We start from the raw sequence: 17638 nt of genomic DNA, 5'->3' as shown, positions 1-17638 counted from the left end.
GCGGGTTTTCCGCCGATCTTGACCTTGTGGGGCACGAATCAGCGGATTCGGGCCCCACAAGGTCAAGATCGGCGGGGGAAGAGGACTCCGGTCAGGTCAGGGAGAAGGAGCTCACGCGCAGCTCCCCGGTGAGGACGAGGTGGACGTCGCGGATGCCGGCCGCGCCGTCCAGCTCCACCGACACCGTCTCCCAGGCGTAGGCGCCGCCGGTGTCGGGGACCTCGACGCGTCCGATCCGCCGGCCGGTCGGCGAGCCGAGCCGGACCTCGATCGCCGCCTCGCCCCCGGAGGCGCGCGCCACCCGCGCGGTGAGGGTGTCCGGACGCGAGCGCAGGTCCGATTCCGCGAAGGAGATCCAGCCGCCCTCCTCGCCCGTGCCGACGGCGTCGCCGCTCACCTTGGTCTCGTCGACGATCCGCACGCCCGAGTAGTCGTCGAAGTCGACGGCGCGGGTCTCCTTCGACAGGTCCCTGGCCGGGATGTCCTCCCCGTGCACCCTGATCCCGGCCTTGCGCCGGATGTCGTCGGAGGAGGAGCCGATCAGCACCTCGTGGGCCGCGTCCTCGACAACGGAGCGGCCGCGGGTCACGTCCCAGAAGGCGAGGTCGGCCGCTCGCACCCGCAGCTCCACGGTGGCCGTCTCCCCGGCGTCGAGGTGGATCCGCTCGAAGTCGCGCAGCGTCTTCAGCGGCTGCTCGACCCGTGACCTCTTCTGCCGGGTGTAGAGCTGGACCACCTCGTCGCCGGCCCGGTCGCCGGTGTTGGTGACCGGCACGCGCACCGTCACCTCGCCGTCGGCGTCGATGCGGCGGTCGTCGAGCTCGGGCCTGCCGTACTCGAACCCGGTGTAGGAGAGTCCGTGCCCGAAGGCGTAGAGCGGGTCGCCGGTGAAGTACTGGTAGGTGTGGCCGGAGTCGATGATGTCGTAGTTCAGCATGTCCGGCAGGCCCTCGACCGACCGGTACCAGGTCTGCGGGAGCCGCCCGCCGGGGTTGTGGTCGCCGAACAGCACGTCGGCCAGGGCGTTGCCGGTCTCCTGCCCGGCGTGGGAGGTCCACAGGACGGCCGGGACGTGGTCCTGGGCCCAGGTGATCGCCTGGGGATAGCTGCTCTCGACCACCAGGACGGTGTCGGGGTTGGCCTCGGTGACCGCCTTGACCAGCTCCTGCTGGGCCGACGGCAGCGCGATGTCCTCGCGGTCGTCGGTCTCGCGCCCGTTGATGAAGGGCATGTTGCCGACGACGACCACCGCGGTGTCGGCCGCGGCCGCGGCCTCGACCGCCTCCTCGGTGCCGTCGGCCAGCGTCTCGCGGGTGAACTCCGTGGCCTCCTCGGCCGTCTCCGCGCTCACCGACAGGGTCCCGTCGTCGCCGACGACCACGTACTTCCGGTTCCAGGTGTCGTAGCCGGCGTACTTGATGACGTAGCGGCCCTCGGAGCGCTCCTCGAACCGGAAGAGCTGCTGGACGGACCAGCCGTTGGGCTGCTCCTGGTCGTTGTACAGCAGGTTGCCCTCGCCCAGGCCGACGACCTTGCCGTTGGCCTCGGTGCGCAGGGTCACCACGCCCTCGCCCCAGTCGAACACGCTGATGGCGCGGGCGTCCTCGGCGCCGTCGCCGTCGGCCCGGAGCGGGCCGCCGTCGGCGTCGGAGGCCGCGGTGACGTAGCGGCCGTCGGCGGTCTTCAGCGCGATCCGGTCGGCGCCCTCACTGGAGACGACGCTCCCCTGCTCGCCGAGCCGCCGCGCGATGCCGTCGGCCGGGGTGACCTCGTAGGGCATCGTCCCGCTGTACCAGTCCTCGTACAGGGTGTCGGCCAGCGGCCCGACCACCGCGACCTCCCGGTCCTTCCCCGGGTCGAGCGGCAGGGCGCCGTCGGCGTTCTTCAGCAGCACCATCTGCTCGCGCGCCGCCTCGCGCGCGAGTTCGCGGTGCTCGGGGGAGTCGATGGCATCGGCGGTGATGTCGGCGTAGGGGTTGAGCTCCGGCGGGTCGAACTCGCCGAGCCGGAACCGCACGGACAGGATGCGGCCGACCGCGGTGTCGACGTCGGCCTCGGAGACCAGCCCCTGGTCCAGGGCGGCCTCGATCTGCTCGATGGTGAACTCCGACTCGGTGCCCTGGTCGGTGAAGCTGTCGATCCCGGCCCGCAGCATCGCGGCGTGGGATTCGGGGTGGCTCTGGTAGTACTCCTGGGTGTTGACGACGTTGGAGGGCCCGAAGGCGTCGCTGACGACCATGAGCTCCTCGTCGGTCCAGGTGCGCACCGCGTCGTTGATCTCGGGCGCCAGGTGCGCCGGGCGGCCGTTGACCAGGTTGTAGGAGGCCATCACCCCGGTGGCGTTGCCCGCGGCGATGGCGGGACGGAACGCCCGGTGGACGTACTCGTGCATGACCCGCGGCGGCACGCTGATCGAGAGCCGGTCGCGGTCGGCCTCGACGTTGTAGCCCATGAAGTGCTTCAGCGTCGGAGCGGTCTTCAGGTAGAACGGGTCGTCGCCGCGCAGGCCGCCGGCGTAGGCCGTGGACATCGCCCCGATGAGGGCCGGGTCCTCGGAGTAGCCCTCCTCGTTGCGGCCCCAGCGCGGGTCGCGCAGCGGGTCGACGACCGGGGCCCAGACGTTGAGGCCGTTGGCCGCGGGGTCCTGGGCGTGGTAGCCGCGCATCTCGGTGCCGACGGCGTCGCCGACCCGTTCCACCAGCTCCGGGTCCCATGTGCTGCCCAGGCCGACGGACTGCGGGAACACCGTCGCCGGCCCGAGCCAGGACACCCCGTGCAGGGCCTCGGAGCCGGTGCGGAACGGCTCGATCCCCAGGCGCGGGACGGCGGGCTGGTACTGGTGGAGCAGCGAGACCTTCTCGTCGAGGGTGAGGCGGCCGAGGAGGTCGGCCACCCGCTCCTCCAGCGGCAGGCCGGGATCGCGGAACGGCAGGGTCTCCTGGGCCGCCGCCGGGTTCGCCGGCGCGGCCAGCAGGCAGGCCGCGAGGGCGAGTGCGGTGAGCCGACGCAGGAACCGCCGCGCGCCGGTCGGGTGGGGGGATCTCGGTTTCACGGCCAACGTGCTCCTTCGATCGGGGGCATCGAACCGGGGCGTCGGGTGGGCCCGTGTCGGGGTCGCGGACCGGATTGCGGGGCAGAGGTCCGGTCGGGGCCGCCGGGCCGGGTGCGCCGTTGCACCGTCGAAGCGCTTCGACAGCACCGGCGCGGCCGCTCGGGCGGCGGCCGGGGGCTCTCGGTGCGCGCGCGGTGGGGTCGGGGGCTCCAGGTCTCGAAGCGCTTCGATTCGGGTTGGATGTTACGTCGCTCACAATGTGTGCGCAATGGGTCACGTGCGCCGCGGCCGGTGCGTGCGCAGCCCTCCGACGAGGGCCGCCGCGGGCCCATTGCGGCACACTCCGCTCTGGACTATGGTGCGGACCACTTTCGAAGCGCTTCGACCCCGCCGCACCCCCGGGAGGCCCCGTGGTGACGATCGCCGACGTCGCCCGCCACGCCCACGTCTCGATCAGCACGGTCTCCTACGTGCTCTCGGGCAAGCGCTCCATCTCCGCCGAGACCGAGCAGCGGGTGCGGGCGTCGATCCGCGAGCTGGGCTACCGCCCCAACGCCGGGGCCCGTGCGCTGGCCAGCAGCCGGACCAACGTCCTGGCCCTGGTGATGCCGCTGCGCTCCGACATGCACGTGCCCGTCCTCATGCAGTTCGTGACCGGCGTGGTCACCGCGGCCCGGGCGCACGAGCACGACGTCCTGCTGCTCACCCAGGACGAGGGCGTCGAGGGCCTGCGGCGGGTGGCCGGCACCGCCATGACCGACGCCCTCATCGTGATGGACATCGAGGAGGACGATCCCCGGCTGGAGGTCCTGCGCCGACTCCCTCAGCCCAGCGCCCTCATCGGCGTGCCGGCCGACCCGTCCGGCCTGGCCTGCGTCGACCTCGACTTCGAGACCGCCGGCGCCGTGTGCGTCGACCACCTGGCCGGTCTCGGCCACCGCAGGATCGGCTTCATCGGCGCCCCCGCTCAGGTCTACGAGCGCGGCACCAGCTTCGCGTGGCACACCCTCGCGGGGTTCCGCGGGGCGGCCGAGCGGCACGGGGCCGCCGCGGCCAGCGTCGCGTGCACGCCCGACCACACCGGTGTCCGCAGGGCGCTGGCGGAGCTGCGGGCGGCCGGGCCGGAGCCCAGCGGCCTGGTCGTGCACAACGAGGACGCGCTGCCCGCGCTGCTGGACATCCTGGGCTCCGACGGCGTGCGGATCCCCGACGACCTGTCCGTGGTGGCGATCTGCTCCGACCAGCAGGCCGAGAGCCTGCCCGTCCCGATCACCGCCGTGGCCATCCCGGCCGAGGAGATCGCCAGCTCGGCGGTGCGGGCGGTGATGCGCGGCCTCGGCGGTGAACCGCGGCCGGGCGTGCACCTGCTGCGGCCCCGGCTGCGGGTGCGGGCCAGCTCCGCGCTCCCCGCGGCCCCGCCCCCAGCGCGGGGCGCGCCGACGTCCTGACCCCCGCATCCCCGCGCTCCCCTCCCCCGACCGCCCGCGGCCCCGCCTCCGGCGGGAGGAGCCGCACCCCGGCGCGCTGCCGGGGTGCGCCCGCCCGGGCGGGGATAGCCTTTTCGGCATGAGCGACTCCCCCTCCCCGGTCCGCGGCGCGCGGACCAAGGCCCTGTCCGCGATGTTGCGCCTGCTGGCCCGCACGACGCCGTGGGTGGAGTCGGAGGTGCTCGGGCTGCGCAGGGTCGTGCGCCCGGGGATGGTGTGCGTCGACGCCGGTGCGGCGCTGGGGCTCTACACCGCGGTGCTGTCCGACCTCGCCGGGCCGCGCGGCACGGTGCACAGCGTGGAGCCGCTGCTGTTCGCGCACCCGGCGATGAGCGCCCTGCTGCGGCCGCGCAGCGGCGCCAACGTCCGTCGGCACGCCCTCGCCCTGGGAGCGGCCTCGGACGAGACCGTGATCCGGGTTCCGGTGCGCAACGGCGGGCTCGTGACCGGGCGCTCCTTCATCGAGCGCGACGCCCTCGGCGTCGGGCCCAACGACGAGTTCGAGGCCCACATCGACGTCAGGGTCCGGGTGGAGTCCCTGGACGGCCTGTGCGCGAGCGCCGGCATCGAACGGGTCGACTTCATCAAGGGCGACGTCGAGGGCGCGGAGCTGGCGCTGCTGCACGGAGCCGAGCAGACGATCGAGTCGCACCGCCCGGCCCTGCTGCTGGAGATCGAGGCGCGGCACACCCGGCGCTACGGCCACGAGCCCGAGGACGTCACCGCGTGGCTGAGCGCGCGCGGCTACCGCATGTACGCGCTGCGGGGCACCGGCTGGCACCCCGTCACCCGCGTCGTCCCCGGAATCCGCAACTACCTGTTCCGGCACTCGGGCGACTGACCCGGACCGTGGGCACCGCGCGGAGAGAGGAGCCGCGGAGCCACAATGAAGGGTGTGACACGGGCACGGGGACGACTGCGCGTCTACCTGGGGGCGGCGCCCGGGGTGGGCAAGACCTACGCCGCGTTGGACGAGGCGCGGCGCCGCAGGGGGCGCGGCGCCGACATCGCCGTGGGATACGTCGAGGCGCACGGCCGCGCCAGGACCGCCGAGCTGCTGGACGGGCTGGAGGTGCTGCCCCGGCGGGTCCTGGCATGTCGCGGGGCCACCTTCGAGGAGCTCGACGTCGACGCCGTGCTGCGGCGTCGGCCCGCGGTGGCGGTGATCGACGAACTCGCGCACACCAACGTGCCCGGATCGCGCAACGCAAAGCGCCACCAGGACGTCGAGGAGATCCTCGACGCCGGTATCGACGTCATCTCCACCCTCAACATCCAGCACCTGGAGTCGCTCAACGGCGTCATCGAGCAGATCACCGGAACGCGCCAGCGGGAGACGATCCCTGACGAGACGGTGCGCCAGGCCGACCAGATCGAGCTGTGCGACATGTCGCCGCACGCGCTGCGCCAGCGCATGGCAACGTCTACCCCGCGGAGCGGATCGACGCCGCGCTGTCCAACTACTTCAGGGAGGGCAACCTCACCGCGCTGCGGGAGCTCGCCCTGCTGTGGGTGGCCGACCGCGTGGACGAAGGGCTGGCCCGCTACCGGGGTGCGCACGGGATCCGCGCGACCTGGGAGGCGCGTGAGCGGGTCATCGTGGCGCTCACCGGCGGACCCGAGGGGGAGACCCTCATCCGCCGCGCCGCGCGCATCGCCGCCCGGTCCAGGGCCGGGCGGCCGCAGCCCAGCCAGCTCATGGCGGTGCACGTGGTCAAGGACGACGGACTCACCTCCGCCACGCCCGACGCGCTCGCGCGCCAGCGGCGACTCACCGAAAGCCTCGGCGGCACCTACCACCAGGTCATCGGTGACGACGTCGCGGCGGCGCTGCTGGACTTCGCCCGCGGGGTCAACGCCACCCAGATCGTCCTCGGCTCCTCGCGCCGCCGCAGCTGGCAGCACGTCTTCGGGCCCGGCGTGGGCATGACGGTGACGCGCGAGTCCGGCGACATCGACGTCCACATCGTCACCCACGAGCACATCGGCCGCGGTCGCGGGCTGCTGCCGCCCCGGTCCCACCGGCACGGCCGACGGCGGACGGCGCGGGTCTGGGCCATGGCCGTCCTCGGCCCGCCCCTGGTCACCGTGCTGCTGCACCTGCCAGGTCCCGACCTGTTGGGGATGACCACAGCGGTGCTGCTGTTCCTGCCGGCCACCGTCGCCGTGGCGCTGGCAGGAGGGCTGCGGGCCGCCGTGTTCGCCGCCCTGTGGGCCACCGCGCTGCTCAACTTCTTCTTCACCCATCCGCTCTACGGGCTCACCGTCGCCGGCCTCGACAACGTCATCGCACTCGCCGTCTTCCTACTGGTCGGCATAGCGGTCGCGCTCGTCGTCGACCTGGCCCGGCGCCGCGCCGACCAGGCCGCGCACGCCCGCGCCGAGGCCACCACCCTCAGCCTGCTCGCCACCAGCCTGCTGGGCGACCCCCGGCCGACCACCTCGCTGCTGCGGCAGGTCCGCGAGACCTTCGGCCAGCGCTCCGCCGCGCTGCTGCGGTGCGGCGACGGCGGGACCTGGAGCACCGTCGAGAGCGTCGGCCCCGGCCCGTGCGGCGACCCCGACCAGGCCGACGCGCTGGTCACCGTCGGCGACTCCCTCGTGCTGGCCCTGCGCGGCCACGTCCTGGCCGCCGCCGACCGGCGCGTGCTCGGGGCGTTCGCCACGCACGTCGGCATCGCGCTGGAGCGCCGGCGGCTGGAGCGCGACGCGGCCGAGGCGCGCCGCCAGGCCGCGGGCAACAAGATCCGCACCGCGCTGCTCGCCGCGGTCTCCCACGACCTGCGCACCCCTCTGGCCTCCATCAAGGCCGCCGTGGGCAGCCTGCGCGCCACCGACATCGACCTCGACGAGGACGACCGCTCGGAGCTGCTGGCCACGGTCGAGGACTCCGCCGACCGGCTCGACGCCCTCGTGGCCAACCTGCTCGACATGAGCCGGCTGCAGACCGGTGCGGTGACCCCCGTCCACCGCACCGTGGGACTGGAGGAGGCCGTGCCGGCCGCCCTGCTGGGCGGCGCGGCCGACGGCGTCGACATCGACGTCCCCGACGACCTGCCCCGGGTGCGCTGCGATCCGGGACTGCTGGAGCGGGCCGTCGCCAACGTCGTCGAGAACGCCCTGCGCCACAACCGCGGGCCCCGCCCGGTGCGGGTCGCGGGCAGCGCGCTGGGCGGCACCGTCGAACTGCGCGTCGTCGACCACGGCCCCGGCGTCCCCGACGAGTCCAAGGAGCGGATCTTCGAGTCCTTCCAGCGGCTGGGCGACGCGCCCAGGGGCAGCGGACTCGGGCTGGGCCTGGCCGTGGCCCGGGGCTTCACCGAGGCCATGGGCGGAACGCTCACCGCCGAGGACACCCCGGGCGGCGGCCTGACCATGGTCTTCGGCCTCACCGGCGCGCGGACGGCCGGCCGCGCGCGGCAGCGGAGCCAACACCCACCCCGGAACGGAGCATCGGATGCGGGTCCTGGTCGTCGATGACGACGCGCAACTCGTCCGGGCCATGCGCATCGACCTGCGGGCGCGCGGCTACGGCGTCGACACCGCGCCCGACGGCGGCACCGCGCTGGCCGTCGCGGGCGAGCGCCCGCCCGACCTGGTGCTGCTGGACCTCGGCCTGCCCGACATGGAGGGCGTCGAGGTCCTGGAGGGGCTGCGGAACCGGACCTCGGCCCCCGTCATCGTGCTGTCGGCCCGGCACTCCGAGACCGAGAAGGTGCGCAGCCTGGACGCCGGGGCCGACGACTACGTCACCAAGCCCTTCGGGATGGACGAGCTCCTCGCCCGCATGCGCGCGGCCGCCCGCCGCTCCGTGCACGTCGAGGAGGCCCCGGTCGTGCGCACCCCCGACTTCACGGTGGACCTCGGCGCCAAGCGCGTCATCCGGGACGGCGCGGAGGTGCGGCTCACCCCCACCGAGTGGCACATCCTGGAGATCCTGGCCCGCAACCCCGGCCACCTGATCAGCCAGCGCAGGCTGCTGCACGACGTCTGGGGGCCCGCCTACGCCAAGGAGACCAACTACCTGCGGGTCTACCTGGCCCAACTGCGCCGCAAGCTCGAACCCGACCCCGCCCGCCCGCGCCGGCTCATCACCGAGCCCGGCATGGGCTACCGGTTCGAGCCCGGCGAGTGAGCCCCCCCCGGGGGCGCGGGGCCGCGCCCCCGGGGGCGGCGCGGGCTCAGCCGGTCCGCGTGATGCGGCCCTGCCCGCCCTCGGGGTAGTCGGCGGCGCGCACCGTGCCGCCGAGGTCGTCGGTGAGGTAGCCGACCAGGGCCTGCTGGTAGGTCACCCCGACCGAGGTGAACGGCAGCCCGCGGAACGGGTACTGGTCGCCGCCGCGCGCGGAGAAGTCGTTGGTGGCCACGGAGATCCCGGCCCCCTCGACGACCTCGCCGCCGGAGACGATCACGGTGCCGTCGTCCAGGACCGCCTCGCGCACCCGCTCCCCCGGCCGCAGGACGGTGCCGTCGTTGTCGACCTGCTGCGCGGTCGCCGAGGCGTCGTACTCGAAGCTGACGCCCGCCACCTGGGCGAACCTGCCGTCGGCCGCGGGCGCCGAGGAGACCGCGTTCTCCAGCAGCTCCTTGACCTGGGCGCGCGGTACATCGGGCACGACCGCGACGAAGTTGGCGAACGGCGCGATCGCGTAGGTGTCGTACTCGGTGACGTCGCCGGGCGGGATCAGCGAGTTGTTGCGGATGCCGCCGCTGTTCTGCAGCGCGATCTGCGGCGGCGCGACGCCGTACTCCTGCGCCCGGTCCCGCCCGGCGTCCAGCAGCGCGTCGGCGACCAGGTTGCCGAGGTTGGTCTCGGCGGTGCGCACGCCGGGGTCGCGCCGCCCCTCCAGGGCGACCTCGCTGACGGCCGAGACGTTGGCCTCCAGGTCGGCGACGTGATCCCGGACCGGTTCGGTCACCGTACGCCGGACCACCTCGTCGGGCCGCACCGCGTCGTCGCCGACCCCGGAGACGCGAACCGGGCCCGAGCGCTCGGCCACCGACGTCACGCCGCCGCGGGCGTCGAAGCTGACCACGAGCCGCCCCACGTACTTGTAGTCGCCGGCCGTCGTCGCCACGGGGACGTCGACGCCCTCGGAGTCGGGCACGTGCAGCGGGTAGCGCAGCGGCTCCCCGGTCTCGGGGTCGACGGTGACCGTGTCACCGGGCACCAGCGGGTCGTCCTCGCCCGCCAGCAGCTCGTCGCCGCCGCCCGCGATCGCGACGTCGACGTCGCGCAGCTCCCCGATCAGCGCGCGGTCCTCCAGGATGCTCTGCAGATGCGAGACGAGCACGATCTTGTCGACGCCGTCGGCGGTGAGCGCGTCCACCTCCTGCTGCACGGCGGCCCGCACGTCGGGGTCGACCCGCACGCCCCGCGGGCTGGATACGGCGGCCAGCGCCGGTGTGGTGGCGCCGACGACGCCGATGCGCTCGCCGCGCTCGCGCACCACGGTGCTCGCGGCGATCCGGCCCTGTTCGGCCAGCCCGGCCAGCGCCGGTTCCGGGGAGACGTCCAGGTTGGCCGACAGGAACGGGGGCTCGCCCGGCACGCCCGAGATGTAGTCGGCCAGCACGTCGGGGCCGAAGTCGAACTCGTGGTTGCCGATGGCGATCGCGTCATAGCCGATCCGGCCGGCGGCGAGGGAGTCGTAGAACGGGACGCCCTTGTCCAGGCTCGCGGCGAACTGCGGCCCGGCCAGGTAGTTGTCGCCGGAGGACAGGGTGAGCACGCCGCGGCGCCGCGACTCGTCCTCCTCGGCCGACGAGGGCCGCAGTTCACTGGTCCGCAGCCCGCGCACCAGGGCCGCGAAGCGCGCGGCGCCGCCGTAGTCGGGGTCGGCGGGCGCCCCGAGCAGTTGGGACTCGCCGTCGTTGTTGTGCAGGAGGGTGAGGGTGAAGGCGGCCCTGCCGTCCCGGCCGGACCGGGGCGCCGGATCGGCGGCGACCGGTGCGGCGAACCCCGCCACCAGTAGCGGGGCCAGGACGAGTGCGCCCGCGGCGCGGCACAGGGACGTGGGGGATCTCAACATGCGCGGCTCCTGTCCGGGAGAGCATGACGCCCATGAGTGTCGCACCCGGGAAGCGATCGGCGCCAGATCCGGTTGTGCGAAGGGCCAGCCCCGGCCGAAGGGCCGGTGCGGGCGCAGGAAACCGACCGACGGATCGAACCAGGGAGAACCGTGCTTTTCGGAGACGAACACGTGCGCAAGTACCGGGAGACCGGCGGCGAGGTCGGACACGACTGGCAGGGCGTGTCCACGCTGCTGCTCACCACCACCGGCCGCCGCTCGGGCCGGGAGCGGACCACGCCGCTGATCTACCGCCGCGACGGCGCCGACCACGTCATCGTCGCCTCGGCCGGCGGTCAGCCCGGCCACCCGGCCTGGTACCACAACCTGTCGACCGACCCCGAGGTCACCGTGCAGGTGAAGGACGACCGCTTCCCCGCGCGCGCCAGGACCGCCACCGAGGAGGAGAAGGCGCGGCTGTGGCCGCGGATGGCCGAGGTCTGGCCGGACTACGACGAGTACCAGACCAAGACCGACCGGCCGATCCCCGTCGTCATCCTGGAGCGGCGGGACTGATCCGGGCCCGACCGTGCGGTGCGGGGTCGCGCGGCCCCGCACCGCCGGAGGGGACGACGGGGACGGCGCGGGCCGAATCGGCGGTATTCGCGCGATGATCGAAAAACCCGGAGAAACCGGTTCCGGTGATTGCGGCGATGACCACAAAGGCACCGCAAAAACTCCGTCAACACCATCATGACCTGCGGTGCACCATCTCCGTCCGAATCGGGCCCCGCGCACCGGGATTCGGAGTCGAACGGCCCTTGACCGGGCCCGCGCCGCGGGCGGCCGCGTATTGTCGCACGGTTGGATCGATGGCGTCCGGGGAATCTTGACACGGATCGACGTGTTACACCCACGAGACCGCAAGAGCGCCTGGAGGCAGACAGACGATGGCCGAGCGAGCACTTCGCGGGACACGACTCGGGGCGACCAGCTACGAGAACGACCGCAACACCGACCTGGCACCGCGCCAAGAGGTTACCTACGACTGCCCCCGGGGTCATCGCTTCTCCGTCACCTTCGCGACCGAGGCCGAGATCCCGTCGAGCTGGGAGTGCCGCTTCTGCGGCGACAACGCGCTGATGGTCGACGGCGAGCAGCCGCAGCAGAAGAAGACCAAGCCCACGCGCACGCACTGGGACATGCTGCTGGAGCGCCGCAGCATGGAGGACCTCGAAGAGGTCCTGGCCGAGCGCCTGGCGCTGCTGCGCGCGCGCCGCAAGGAGGAGCAGGAGCACCTGCACAGCCTGGCCCGGCAGCGCTAGGGCGCCCGGGGCGGGAAAAGTGAAGGGCCGGCGGCGACCGTACATCGGTCGCCGCCGGCCCTTCGTGCGCGCGGTGGCGGGGCCCCTCCCCGGGGCGCCGGCCTCGCGGGCCGGTCAGTCCTGCGGGTCGAAGGGGTTCTCGGTGCGGCCGATCAGGTCGGCGACCGATCCGCGGACCGTGGTGGGCCGGTAGGGGAAGAGCTCGGCGGTCTCGGCGCCGGAGATGCCGCTGAGCACCAGGATGGTCTGCAGCCCGGCCTCCAGGCCCGAACGCACGTCGGTGTCCATCCGGTCCCCGATCATCAGGGTGTTCTCCGAGTGCGCCTTGATCGCGCGCAGGGCCGAGCGCATCATCAGCGGGTTGGGCTTGCCGACGTAGTAGGGGGCGCGCCCGGTGGCCTTCTCGATCAGCGCGGCGACGGCCCCGGTGGCCGGCAGCGGGCCCTCGCGGCTGGGCCCCTTCTCGTCGGGGTTGGTGGCGATGAACCGCGCGCCGCTCTCGACCAGCCGGATCGCGCGGGTGATCGCCTCGAAGCTGTAGGTGCGGGTCTCGCCCAGCACGACGTAGTCGGGGTCGCGGTCGGTCAGCACGTAGCCGACGCTGTGCAGCGCCGTGGTCAGCCCGGACTCCCCCACCACGTAGGCCGAGCCGCCGGGCCGCTGCTGGTCCAGGAACTGGGCGGTGGCCAGCGCCGAGGTCCAGATCGACCCCTCGGGGACGTCCAGGCCGGTGCGCAGCAGCCTGGCCCGCAGGTCGCGCGGCGTGTAGATGGAGTTGTTGGTCAGCACCATGAAGGGGGTGCCCCTGTCGCGCAGTTCGCCGATGAAGGCATCGGCCCCGGGGACGAGCTGCTCCTCGCGCACGAGCACGCCGTCCATGTCCATCAGGTAGTTCCAACCGGTTTCACTCATCACACCCCCGATTGTTCCATCCCGGGCGGTACCGGGGGAGGTGGAAGGCGTCCGGTGCTCGCGTGGCGGCGGTCCGGCGCGTCAGTCGCGGTGCTCGTCCTCGGTGACCACGTGGCCCTGGACGACCTTGCCGCTGCCCGGCGGGCGGGCGGCGGCGTCCGGCCGGCGGGCGCCCAGGTGCGCGCCGAGGGGGCCGTTGCGGGCGTCGCCGTCGACGGTGGCGTTCATCCGCTCCATCCTGCGCCGGGCCCAGCCGGTGAACGCCCAGCGCAGCGCGGGGCGGGTGAAGGGCAGCGACAGCGCGAGCCCGAGCACGGCGGTGATGAAGCCGGGGACGACCAGCAGGACGCCGCCGACGAACAGCATCAGCATGTCGAGGCCGCCGGTGCGCGGCGGGGTCCCGGTGCGCATCGCCGCGTCGACGTCGCGGAAGGCCCGGGTCCCGGCGCGCCTGATCACCAGCATCCCGGCCACGCTGAGCGCGAACAGGGCCGCGATGGTCCAGGCCGCCCCGATCTGCTGACCGACCAGGATCATCGCCCAGATCTCCAGGAACGGCAGCGCCATCAGTGCGATTCCGATAAGCAGCGGCATGGCCACCATCCAATAATCTCGACGTCCCTTCCGGTAACGACCCACCGCCCGATTTCGTTCCCGCCCCAAGTCGCGTGCGGGTGGGCGGTTCTCTCGCGTGGACGAAGGCCCGTGGACGGAAACCGCCCACCCGCACGCGGAGCAGACCCGATGCCTTGAGCGCACACCGACACCGTGGTTTCGGTCTGGCACTCAAGGTGGCGGCGTGGGCGACGCGGCGCCGGGGCGATCCCTGCAATGGGCCTTGCGGCCACACGAGAGGATCGCCCAGTCACCGCGAATCCCTCCTGTGGTCGGGGTTCAAGATCCCTTGGCCCAGAGGCGGGGCCCCGGTCGGCGCGAGCGGCGCTCCAGCGCGACCGCCGCGGCGACGGCGCCGACTCCGAGCAGCGTCAGGACCGCCTCGGGGAACACGCCCAGCCTGGTGGCCGGGGTCAGGCCCGCCATCGCCGGCACCTGGGCGACGTGGACGGCCGGCTCGGCCTCCGGGGAGCGGTAGGTCACGGTGCCGTCGGTGGCCACGACCGCGCTGACGCCGCTGGTGGAGGCGACCACCGCGGGCCGGCCGTGCTCGACGGCGCGCAGTTGGGTGATGGCCAACTGCTGGTCGGACTGGCCGGTGAAGTTGTAGTTGGCGTTGTTGGTGGGGACCGCGATGATCTGTCCGCCCGCGGCCACCGACTCGCGCACCGGCCGGTCGAAGGCGACGTCGAAGCAGATGGCGGTGGCGACGGTGGTGTCGCCCATGCGCAGCGCCCCCGGTTCGGTCCCGGGCACGGCGTCGCTGCCGACCTGCTCCAGCCGGGACACGATCGAGGCGAAGAAGTCCCGGAACGGCACATACTCGCCGAAGGGCACCAGGTAGCGCTTGGTGTAGTACTCCCCGGGCCCGTCCTCGGGGTCCCACACGACGCTGCGGATCCAGCGCTGAGTGCCGTCCTCGCTGTATCTGGTGATGCCGAACAGCAGGGGCGCGCCGACGTCCTCGGCGGCTTGCTGGATGAGTTCGGCGGCGGCGGGGTCGGCGTAGGTGTCGATGTCGCTGGCGTTCTCCGGCAGGACCACCAGATCAGGCTGGTCCACCTCGCCCGCGCGGACCCGCTCGGCGAGTTCGTGCACGCCCTCGACGTGGTTGGTCAGCACCTGCATGCGCTCGCCGAGGATGTTCATCTCCCCCACGCCGGGCACGTTGCCCTGCACGAGCGCGACCGTGGCGGTGTGGTCGCGCTCCGGCGCGCCGATGGCCGGGGCGAAGGCCCCGGCGACCGCGACGGCCAGGATCACGACGAGGTGATTGGCCAGCGACCGGACCCCGCCGGCCGGGTCGCCGCCGCGGCGGGCGCGCGCGACCGCCCGCACCGCGGCGACCAGCAGCGCTCCGGTCAGCGCGACGGTGAAGGTGACCAGTGCCGAGGAGCCCAGCGCGGCGTAGCCGGTGAAGACGGTGTCGGGCTGGCTGAAGGCCAGCTTGCCCCACGGGAAGCCGCCCAGCGGGAAGCGGGCGCGCACGAACTCCTGGGCGACCCACAGGGCGCTGGTCCACACCACCCAGCCGGGCAGCCGGGACACCAGGGCGATCCCCATGGCCATGGGGACGAAGTAGACCGTCTCGGCCGCCGCGATGACGAGCCAGACGTCGGCGCCGAAGACCTCCTGCCACTTGATCAGCGGCACCATGAGGGCCGCGCCCGCGAGCAGGCCCAGCCACGCGGCTCGGCGCGCCCGCACCCCGTGCACGGCCCACAGGAGCAGCGCCGCGCTCAGCGGGGCCAGGACCCACAGGCCGTAGGGCGGCAGCGCGGCGAGCTGGGCCAGGCCGGAGGCGAGCGCGGCCAGTGCCCGCAGGAGGAGGCCGAGGCGCCCGCGCCGCGCGGGGACTCCTCCGGTACCGGCATCGCTCCCGCTCCCGGAGGACCGCTCCTCCACGGGCTGGGTGCCCTCAGCTACCACGCCTGGCTCGCCCTCCACCTGACAATCCCGAACAGTCCCGGCAATGACGTCGACGCCTTGCAGCCTAATGGGCCGGGTCGGACGGGGGCGCCGGGCTGCGCCGGGGGCGGGACCGCCGACGCCCGCGCGGCGCGGCGGCGGTATGGGGGGACACGGAAAAAGGCCCGAGCACCCTTCGGACCGGATCCGTCTCGTAGGCGGCGAGCGCGGAGACCGTTGTCTACTGGATGTTCGGGCCTTTTCCGGGTCCAACCCCCCGCCCGGTCGCGAAAACCGGTTCTTCCACACGCCTTGCGCCGCACCTGGTGCGTGGCACGGCGTCCAGCGAGGCAAGAACCGGACCGCTCGACCGGTCCGTCCAGTGCTGGACTGGTCAGTAGCCTACCCAGACTCGTGTTGGACCGCTTCGATCGCCACCTCGTGTCGGCATCCCTGTGAGAAGCTCCGGTGCGGCGAGTGCGGCCGGGCCTTGCCCGGGCGACCGACCGCCAGGCTAACGCACCCGGGATGACCGCGCCAGTCCTCGCCGGTCCTCGCCCGGGCCCCCTCGGACCCGCGGCCGGAGCGGCCGACATCTGCGGCGATTCCTCTCGATCGTTCTCGGATCGACCGATCAGCAACACGATCAGCGCTCCCCCGTATAGCCGCGCAGACTCTCACCTGTCTCACGATGTGGACACCATTGACCTGTTTGGCCGCGCACTATCGACAAAACGGTCGGGAATGGTGTTCGATATGAGCATCGATTCGATACGAACCGATCATCAATCGAAAACAACGTTCGGCCCCCGGCCGGACCGGAATCGGGCCCGCCCGATGCCGACCGAGCGGAGCGCCCCTCCTCGGGCGCCGACGGCCGGGCATCGGCTGCACGCCAGACGGGAGCTGTTCATCCATGGCCAAGATCGTCCTCGACAGTGTCGACAAGGTGTATTCGGGCGGCGTCAAGGCCGTTGACAACCTGAACCTGGAGATCGAAGACGGCGAGTTCATGGTGCTCGTCGGTCCGTCGGGCTGCGGCAAGTCCACCGCGCTGCGGATGATCGCCGGCCTGGAGGAGATCACCGACGGAACGCTCGCCATCGGCGACAAGGTCGTCAACGACCTGCCCCCCAAGAACCGCGACATCGCGATGGTCTTCCAGAACTACGCGCTCTACCCGCACATGACCGTCGAGCAGAACCTCGCCTTCGGCCTGAAGCTGCGCAAGACCTCCAAGACCGAGATCGAGCGCCGGGTGAAGGAGGCCGCCGCGATGCTCGGCCTGGAGCCCTACCTCAAGCGCAAGCCGGCCGCGCTGTCGGGCGGTCAGCGCCAGCGCGTGGCGATGGGCCGCGCCATCGTCCGCGAGCCGCAGGCGTTCCTGATGGACGAGCCGCTGTCCAACCTCGACGCCAAGCTGCGGGTGCAGATGCGCGCCTCGCTGAACCAGTTGCACGAGCGCCTGGGCGTCACCACCGTCTACGTCACCCACGACCAGACCGAGGCGATGACCCTGGGCGACCGGGTCGCGGTGCTGCGCGACGGCAGGCTGCAGCAGGTCGACACCCCGAAGAACCTGTTCGACCAGCCGGTCAACCTGTTCGTCGCCGGGTTCATCGGCTCCCCCGCCATGAACTTCGTGTCCGCGCAGCTTGAGCAGGACGGCGACGGCGCCGTCCTGAAGTTCGCCGACCACAGCCTGCCGGTGACGTCCGAGGACCTCCAGGCCCGCCAGGGCCTGCGCGACTACCTCGGCCGCGAGATCGTGCTGGGCATCCGGCCCTCCGACTTCGACGACGCCGACCTGGCCGTGCACGGCGGCGGCACGATGGAGGTCGTCGCCCAGATCACCGAGGAGCTCGGTACCGAGATCAACGTCATCTTCACCGTCGACGCCCCGCCGCTGGAGCACGAGGACGCCGCCGCGCTGGCCGCCGACGCCGCCGACGGCGAGGACGAGGACGCGGCGCTGCCGCTCGCGGGCGACAAGTCCTTCTTCACCGCCCGCGTCAACCCGCGCAGCGGCGTGCGCCCCGGCCAGCCCATCACGCTGGCCATCGACACCCGCCAGCTGCACTACTTCGACAAGGTGACCGGCCTGGCCATCGGCCACCCGGCCAACGTCGGGGCCGCGGCCGCCGTCTAGGCGGGACCGCCGCTGAGGTTGTGGCGAGAGTGCGGCCCCGCAAGCGGGGCCGCACCTTTTCCGGCATCGTGGGCCGCGCCTCGCTACCGAAGCAGGCGCTCGGGTCTCCCATCAGCCCCTGCCACCGCTTCGGCCGGGAGGCGCGGCCCTCACAGCATCGACGCGACAGCATCGGACAG

11 protein-coding genes and 1 pseudogene are annotated in these 17638 nt (G+C 73.0%); 7 read left to right on the top strand and 5 right to left on the bottom strand.

From position 1 onward, the window contains the following. Nucleotides 1-91: 91 nt before the first annotated feature. Nucleotides 92-3052, bottom strand: coding sequence for a glycoside hydrolase family 3 protein (locus HDA32_RS10445; RefSeq protein WP_179643002.1), 2961 nt, complete (start codon nucleotides 3050-3052; stop codon nucleotides 92-94). A gap of 410 nt (nucleotides 3053-3462) precedes the next feature. On the opposite strand from HDA32_RS10445, the gene HDA32_RS10440 reads away from it, so the two are divergent. The 4 genes and pseudogenes from HDA32_RS10440 (at nucleotide 3463) to HDA32_RS10425 (ending at nucleotide 8674) form a co-directional block, all read left to right on the top strand. Beyond that, nucleotides 3463-4500: a LacI family DNA-binding transcriptional regulator gene (locus tag HDA32_RS10440; RefSeq protein ID WP_312863125.1), complete on the top strand. Its 1038-nt coding sequence runs from the start codon at nucleotides 3463-3465 to the stop codon at nucleotides 4498-4500. A 118-nt stretch (nucleotides 4501-4618) separates the two neighbouring features. Beyond that, complete coding sequence (locus HDA32_RS10435) at nucleotides 4619-5380, top strand: FkbM family methyltransferase (protein WP_179643000.1); 762 nt, start codon at nucleotides 4619-4621, stop codon at nucleotides 5378-5380. Nucleotides 5381-5425: 45 nt separating this feature from the next. Continuing rightward, nucleotides 5426-8019 (top strand): annotated as a pseudogene (locus HDA32_RS10430) (DUF4118 domain-containing protein). Then, complete coding sequence (locus HDA32_RS10425; RefSeq protein ID WP_179642999.1) at nucleotides 7997-8674, top strand: response regulator; 678 nt, start codon at nucleotides 7997-7999, stop codon at nucleotides 8672-8674. The pseudogene HDA32_RS10430 and the gene HDA32_RS10425 overlap by 23 nt, the downstream one beginning before the upstream one ends. Before the next feature lie 46 nt (nucleotides 8675-8720). Here HDA32_RS10425 and HDA32_RS10420 read toward each other — a convergent pair whose 3' ends face one another. Beyond that, complete coding sequence (locus HDA32_RS10420; RefSeq protein WP_179642998.1) at nucleotides 8721-10571, bottom strand: bifunctional metallophosphatase/5'-nucleotidase; 1851 nt, start codon at nucleotides 10569-10571, stop codon at nucleotides 8721-8723. A 150-nt stretch (nucleotides 10572-10721) separates the two neighbouring features. On the opposite strand from HDA32_RS10420, the gene HDA32_RS10415 reads away from it, so the two are divergent. Then, nucleotides 10722-11126 carry a nitroreductase family deazaflavin-dependent oxidoreductase gene (locus tag HDA32_RS10415; protein ID WP_179642997.1) on the top strand — a complete coding sequence of 135 codons (405 nt, stop codon included), beginning with the start codon at nucleotides 10722-10724 and terminating at the stop codon, nucleotides 11124-11126. 374 nt (nucleotides 11127-11500) lie between these two features. Further along, the gene (locus HDA32_RS10410; RefSeq protein ID WP_179642996.1) at nucleotides 11501-11875 is read left to right on the top strand and encodes an RNA polymerase-binding protein RbpA; all 375 of its coding nucleotides are present in this window, start codon (nucleotides 11501-11503) and stop codon (nucleotides 11873-11875) included. A 114-nt stretch (nucleotides 11876-11989) separates the two neighbouring features. Here HDA32_RS10410 and HDA32_RS10405 read toward each other — a convergent pair whose 3' ends face one another. The 3 genes from HDA32_RS10405 to lnt all read right to left on the bottom strand — a co-directional run bounded on the left by HDA32_RS10405 (nucleotide 11990) and on the right by lnt (nucleotide 15331). Then, nucleotides 11990-12760 (bottom strand): HAD-IIA family hydrolase, encoded by a 771-nt coding sequence (locus HDA32_RS10405; protein WP_179646603.1) that lies wholly within the window; start codon nucleotides 12758-12760, stop codon nucleotides 11990-11992. A gap of 108 nt (nucleotides 12761-12868) precedes the next feature. Next, entirely contained in the window at nucleotides 12869-13381 is a 513-nt protein-coding gene (locus HDA32_RS10400) for an FxsA family protein (RefSeq protein ID WP_179642995.1), read from the bottom strand. 300 nt (nucleotides 13382-13681) lie between these two features. Next, nucleotides 13682-15331, bottom strand: coding sequence for an apolipoprotein N-acyltransferase (gene lnt, locus HDA32_RS10395; RefSeq protein WP_179642994.1), 1650 nt, complete (start codon nucleotides 15329-15331; stop codon nucleotides 13682-13684). 895 nt (nucleotides 15332-16226) lie between these two features. Here lnt and HDA32_RS10390 point away from each other — a divergent pair. After that, on the top strand, nucleotides 16227-17459 hold the full coding sequence (locus HDA32_RS10390; protein WP_179642993.1) for an ABC transporter ATP-binding protein: 1233 nt from the start codon (nucleotides 16227-16229) through the stop codon (nucleotides 17457-17459). The last annotated feature ends 179 nt before the right edge of the window (nucleotides 17460-17638 follow it).

Source organism: Spinactinospora alkalitolerans (genome assembly GCF_013408795.1).
Classification (GTDB): domain Bacteria; phylum Actinomycetota; class Actinomycetes; order Streptosporangiales; family Streptosporangiaceae; genus Spinactinospora; species Spinactinospora alkalitolerans.
Note: the sequence above shows the minus strand (reverse complement) of the source record. Positions and strands in the feature narration are given on the sequence as shown.

What these genes read in the sequence shown, in the direction of transcription:
- HDA32_RS10435 (WP_179643000.1), top strand. Translation starts at nt 4,619, where the DNA reads ATGAGCGACTCCCCCTCCCCGGTCCGCGGCGCGCGGACCAAGGCCCTG.
- HDA32_RS10420 (WP_179642998.1), bottom strand. Translation starts at nt 10,571, where the DNA reads ATGTTGAGATCCCCCACGTCCCTGTGCCGCGCCGCGGGCGCACTCGTC.
- HDA32_RS10405 (WP_179646603.1), bottom strand. Translation starts at nt 12,760, where the DNA reads ATGGACATGGACGGCGTGCTCGTGCGCGAGGAGCAGCTCGTCCCCGGG.
- HDA32_RS10425 (WP_179642999.1), top strand. Translation starts at nt 7,997, where the DNA reads ATGCGGGTCCTGGTCGTCGATGACGACGCGCAACTCGTCCGGGCCATG.
- HDA32_RS10400 (WP_179642995.1), bottom strand. Translation starts at nt 13,381, where the DNA reads ATGCCGCTGCTTATCGGAATCGCACTGATGGCGCTGCCGTTCCTGGAG.
- HDA32_RS10390 (WP_179642993.1), top strand. Translation starts at nt 16,227, where the DNA reads ATGGCCAAGATCGTCCTCGACAGTGTCGACAAGGTGTATTCGGGCGGC.
- HDA32_RS10410 (WP_179642996.1), top strand. Translation starts at nt 11,501, where the DNA reads ATGGCCGAGCGAGCACTTCGCGGGACACGACTCGGGGCGACCAGCTAC.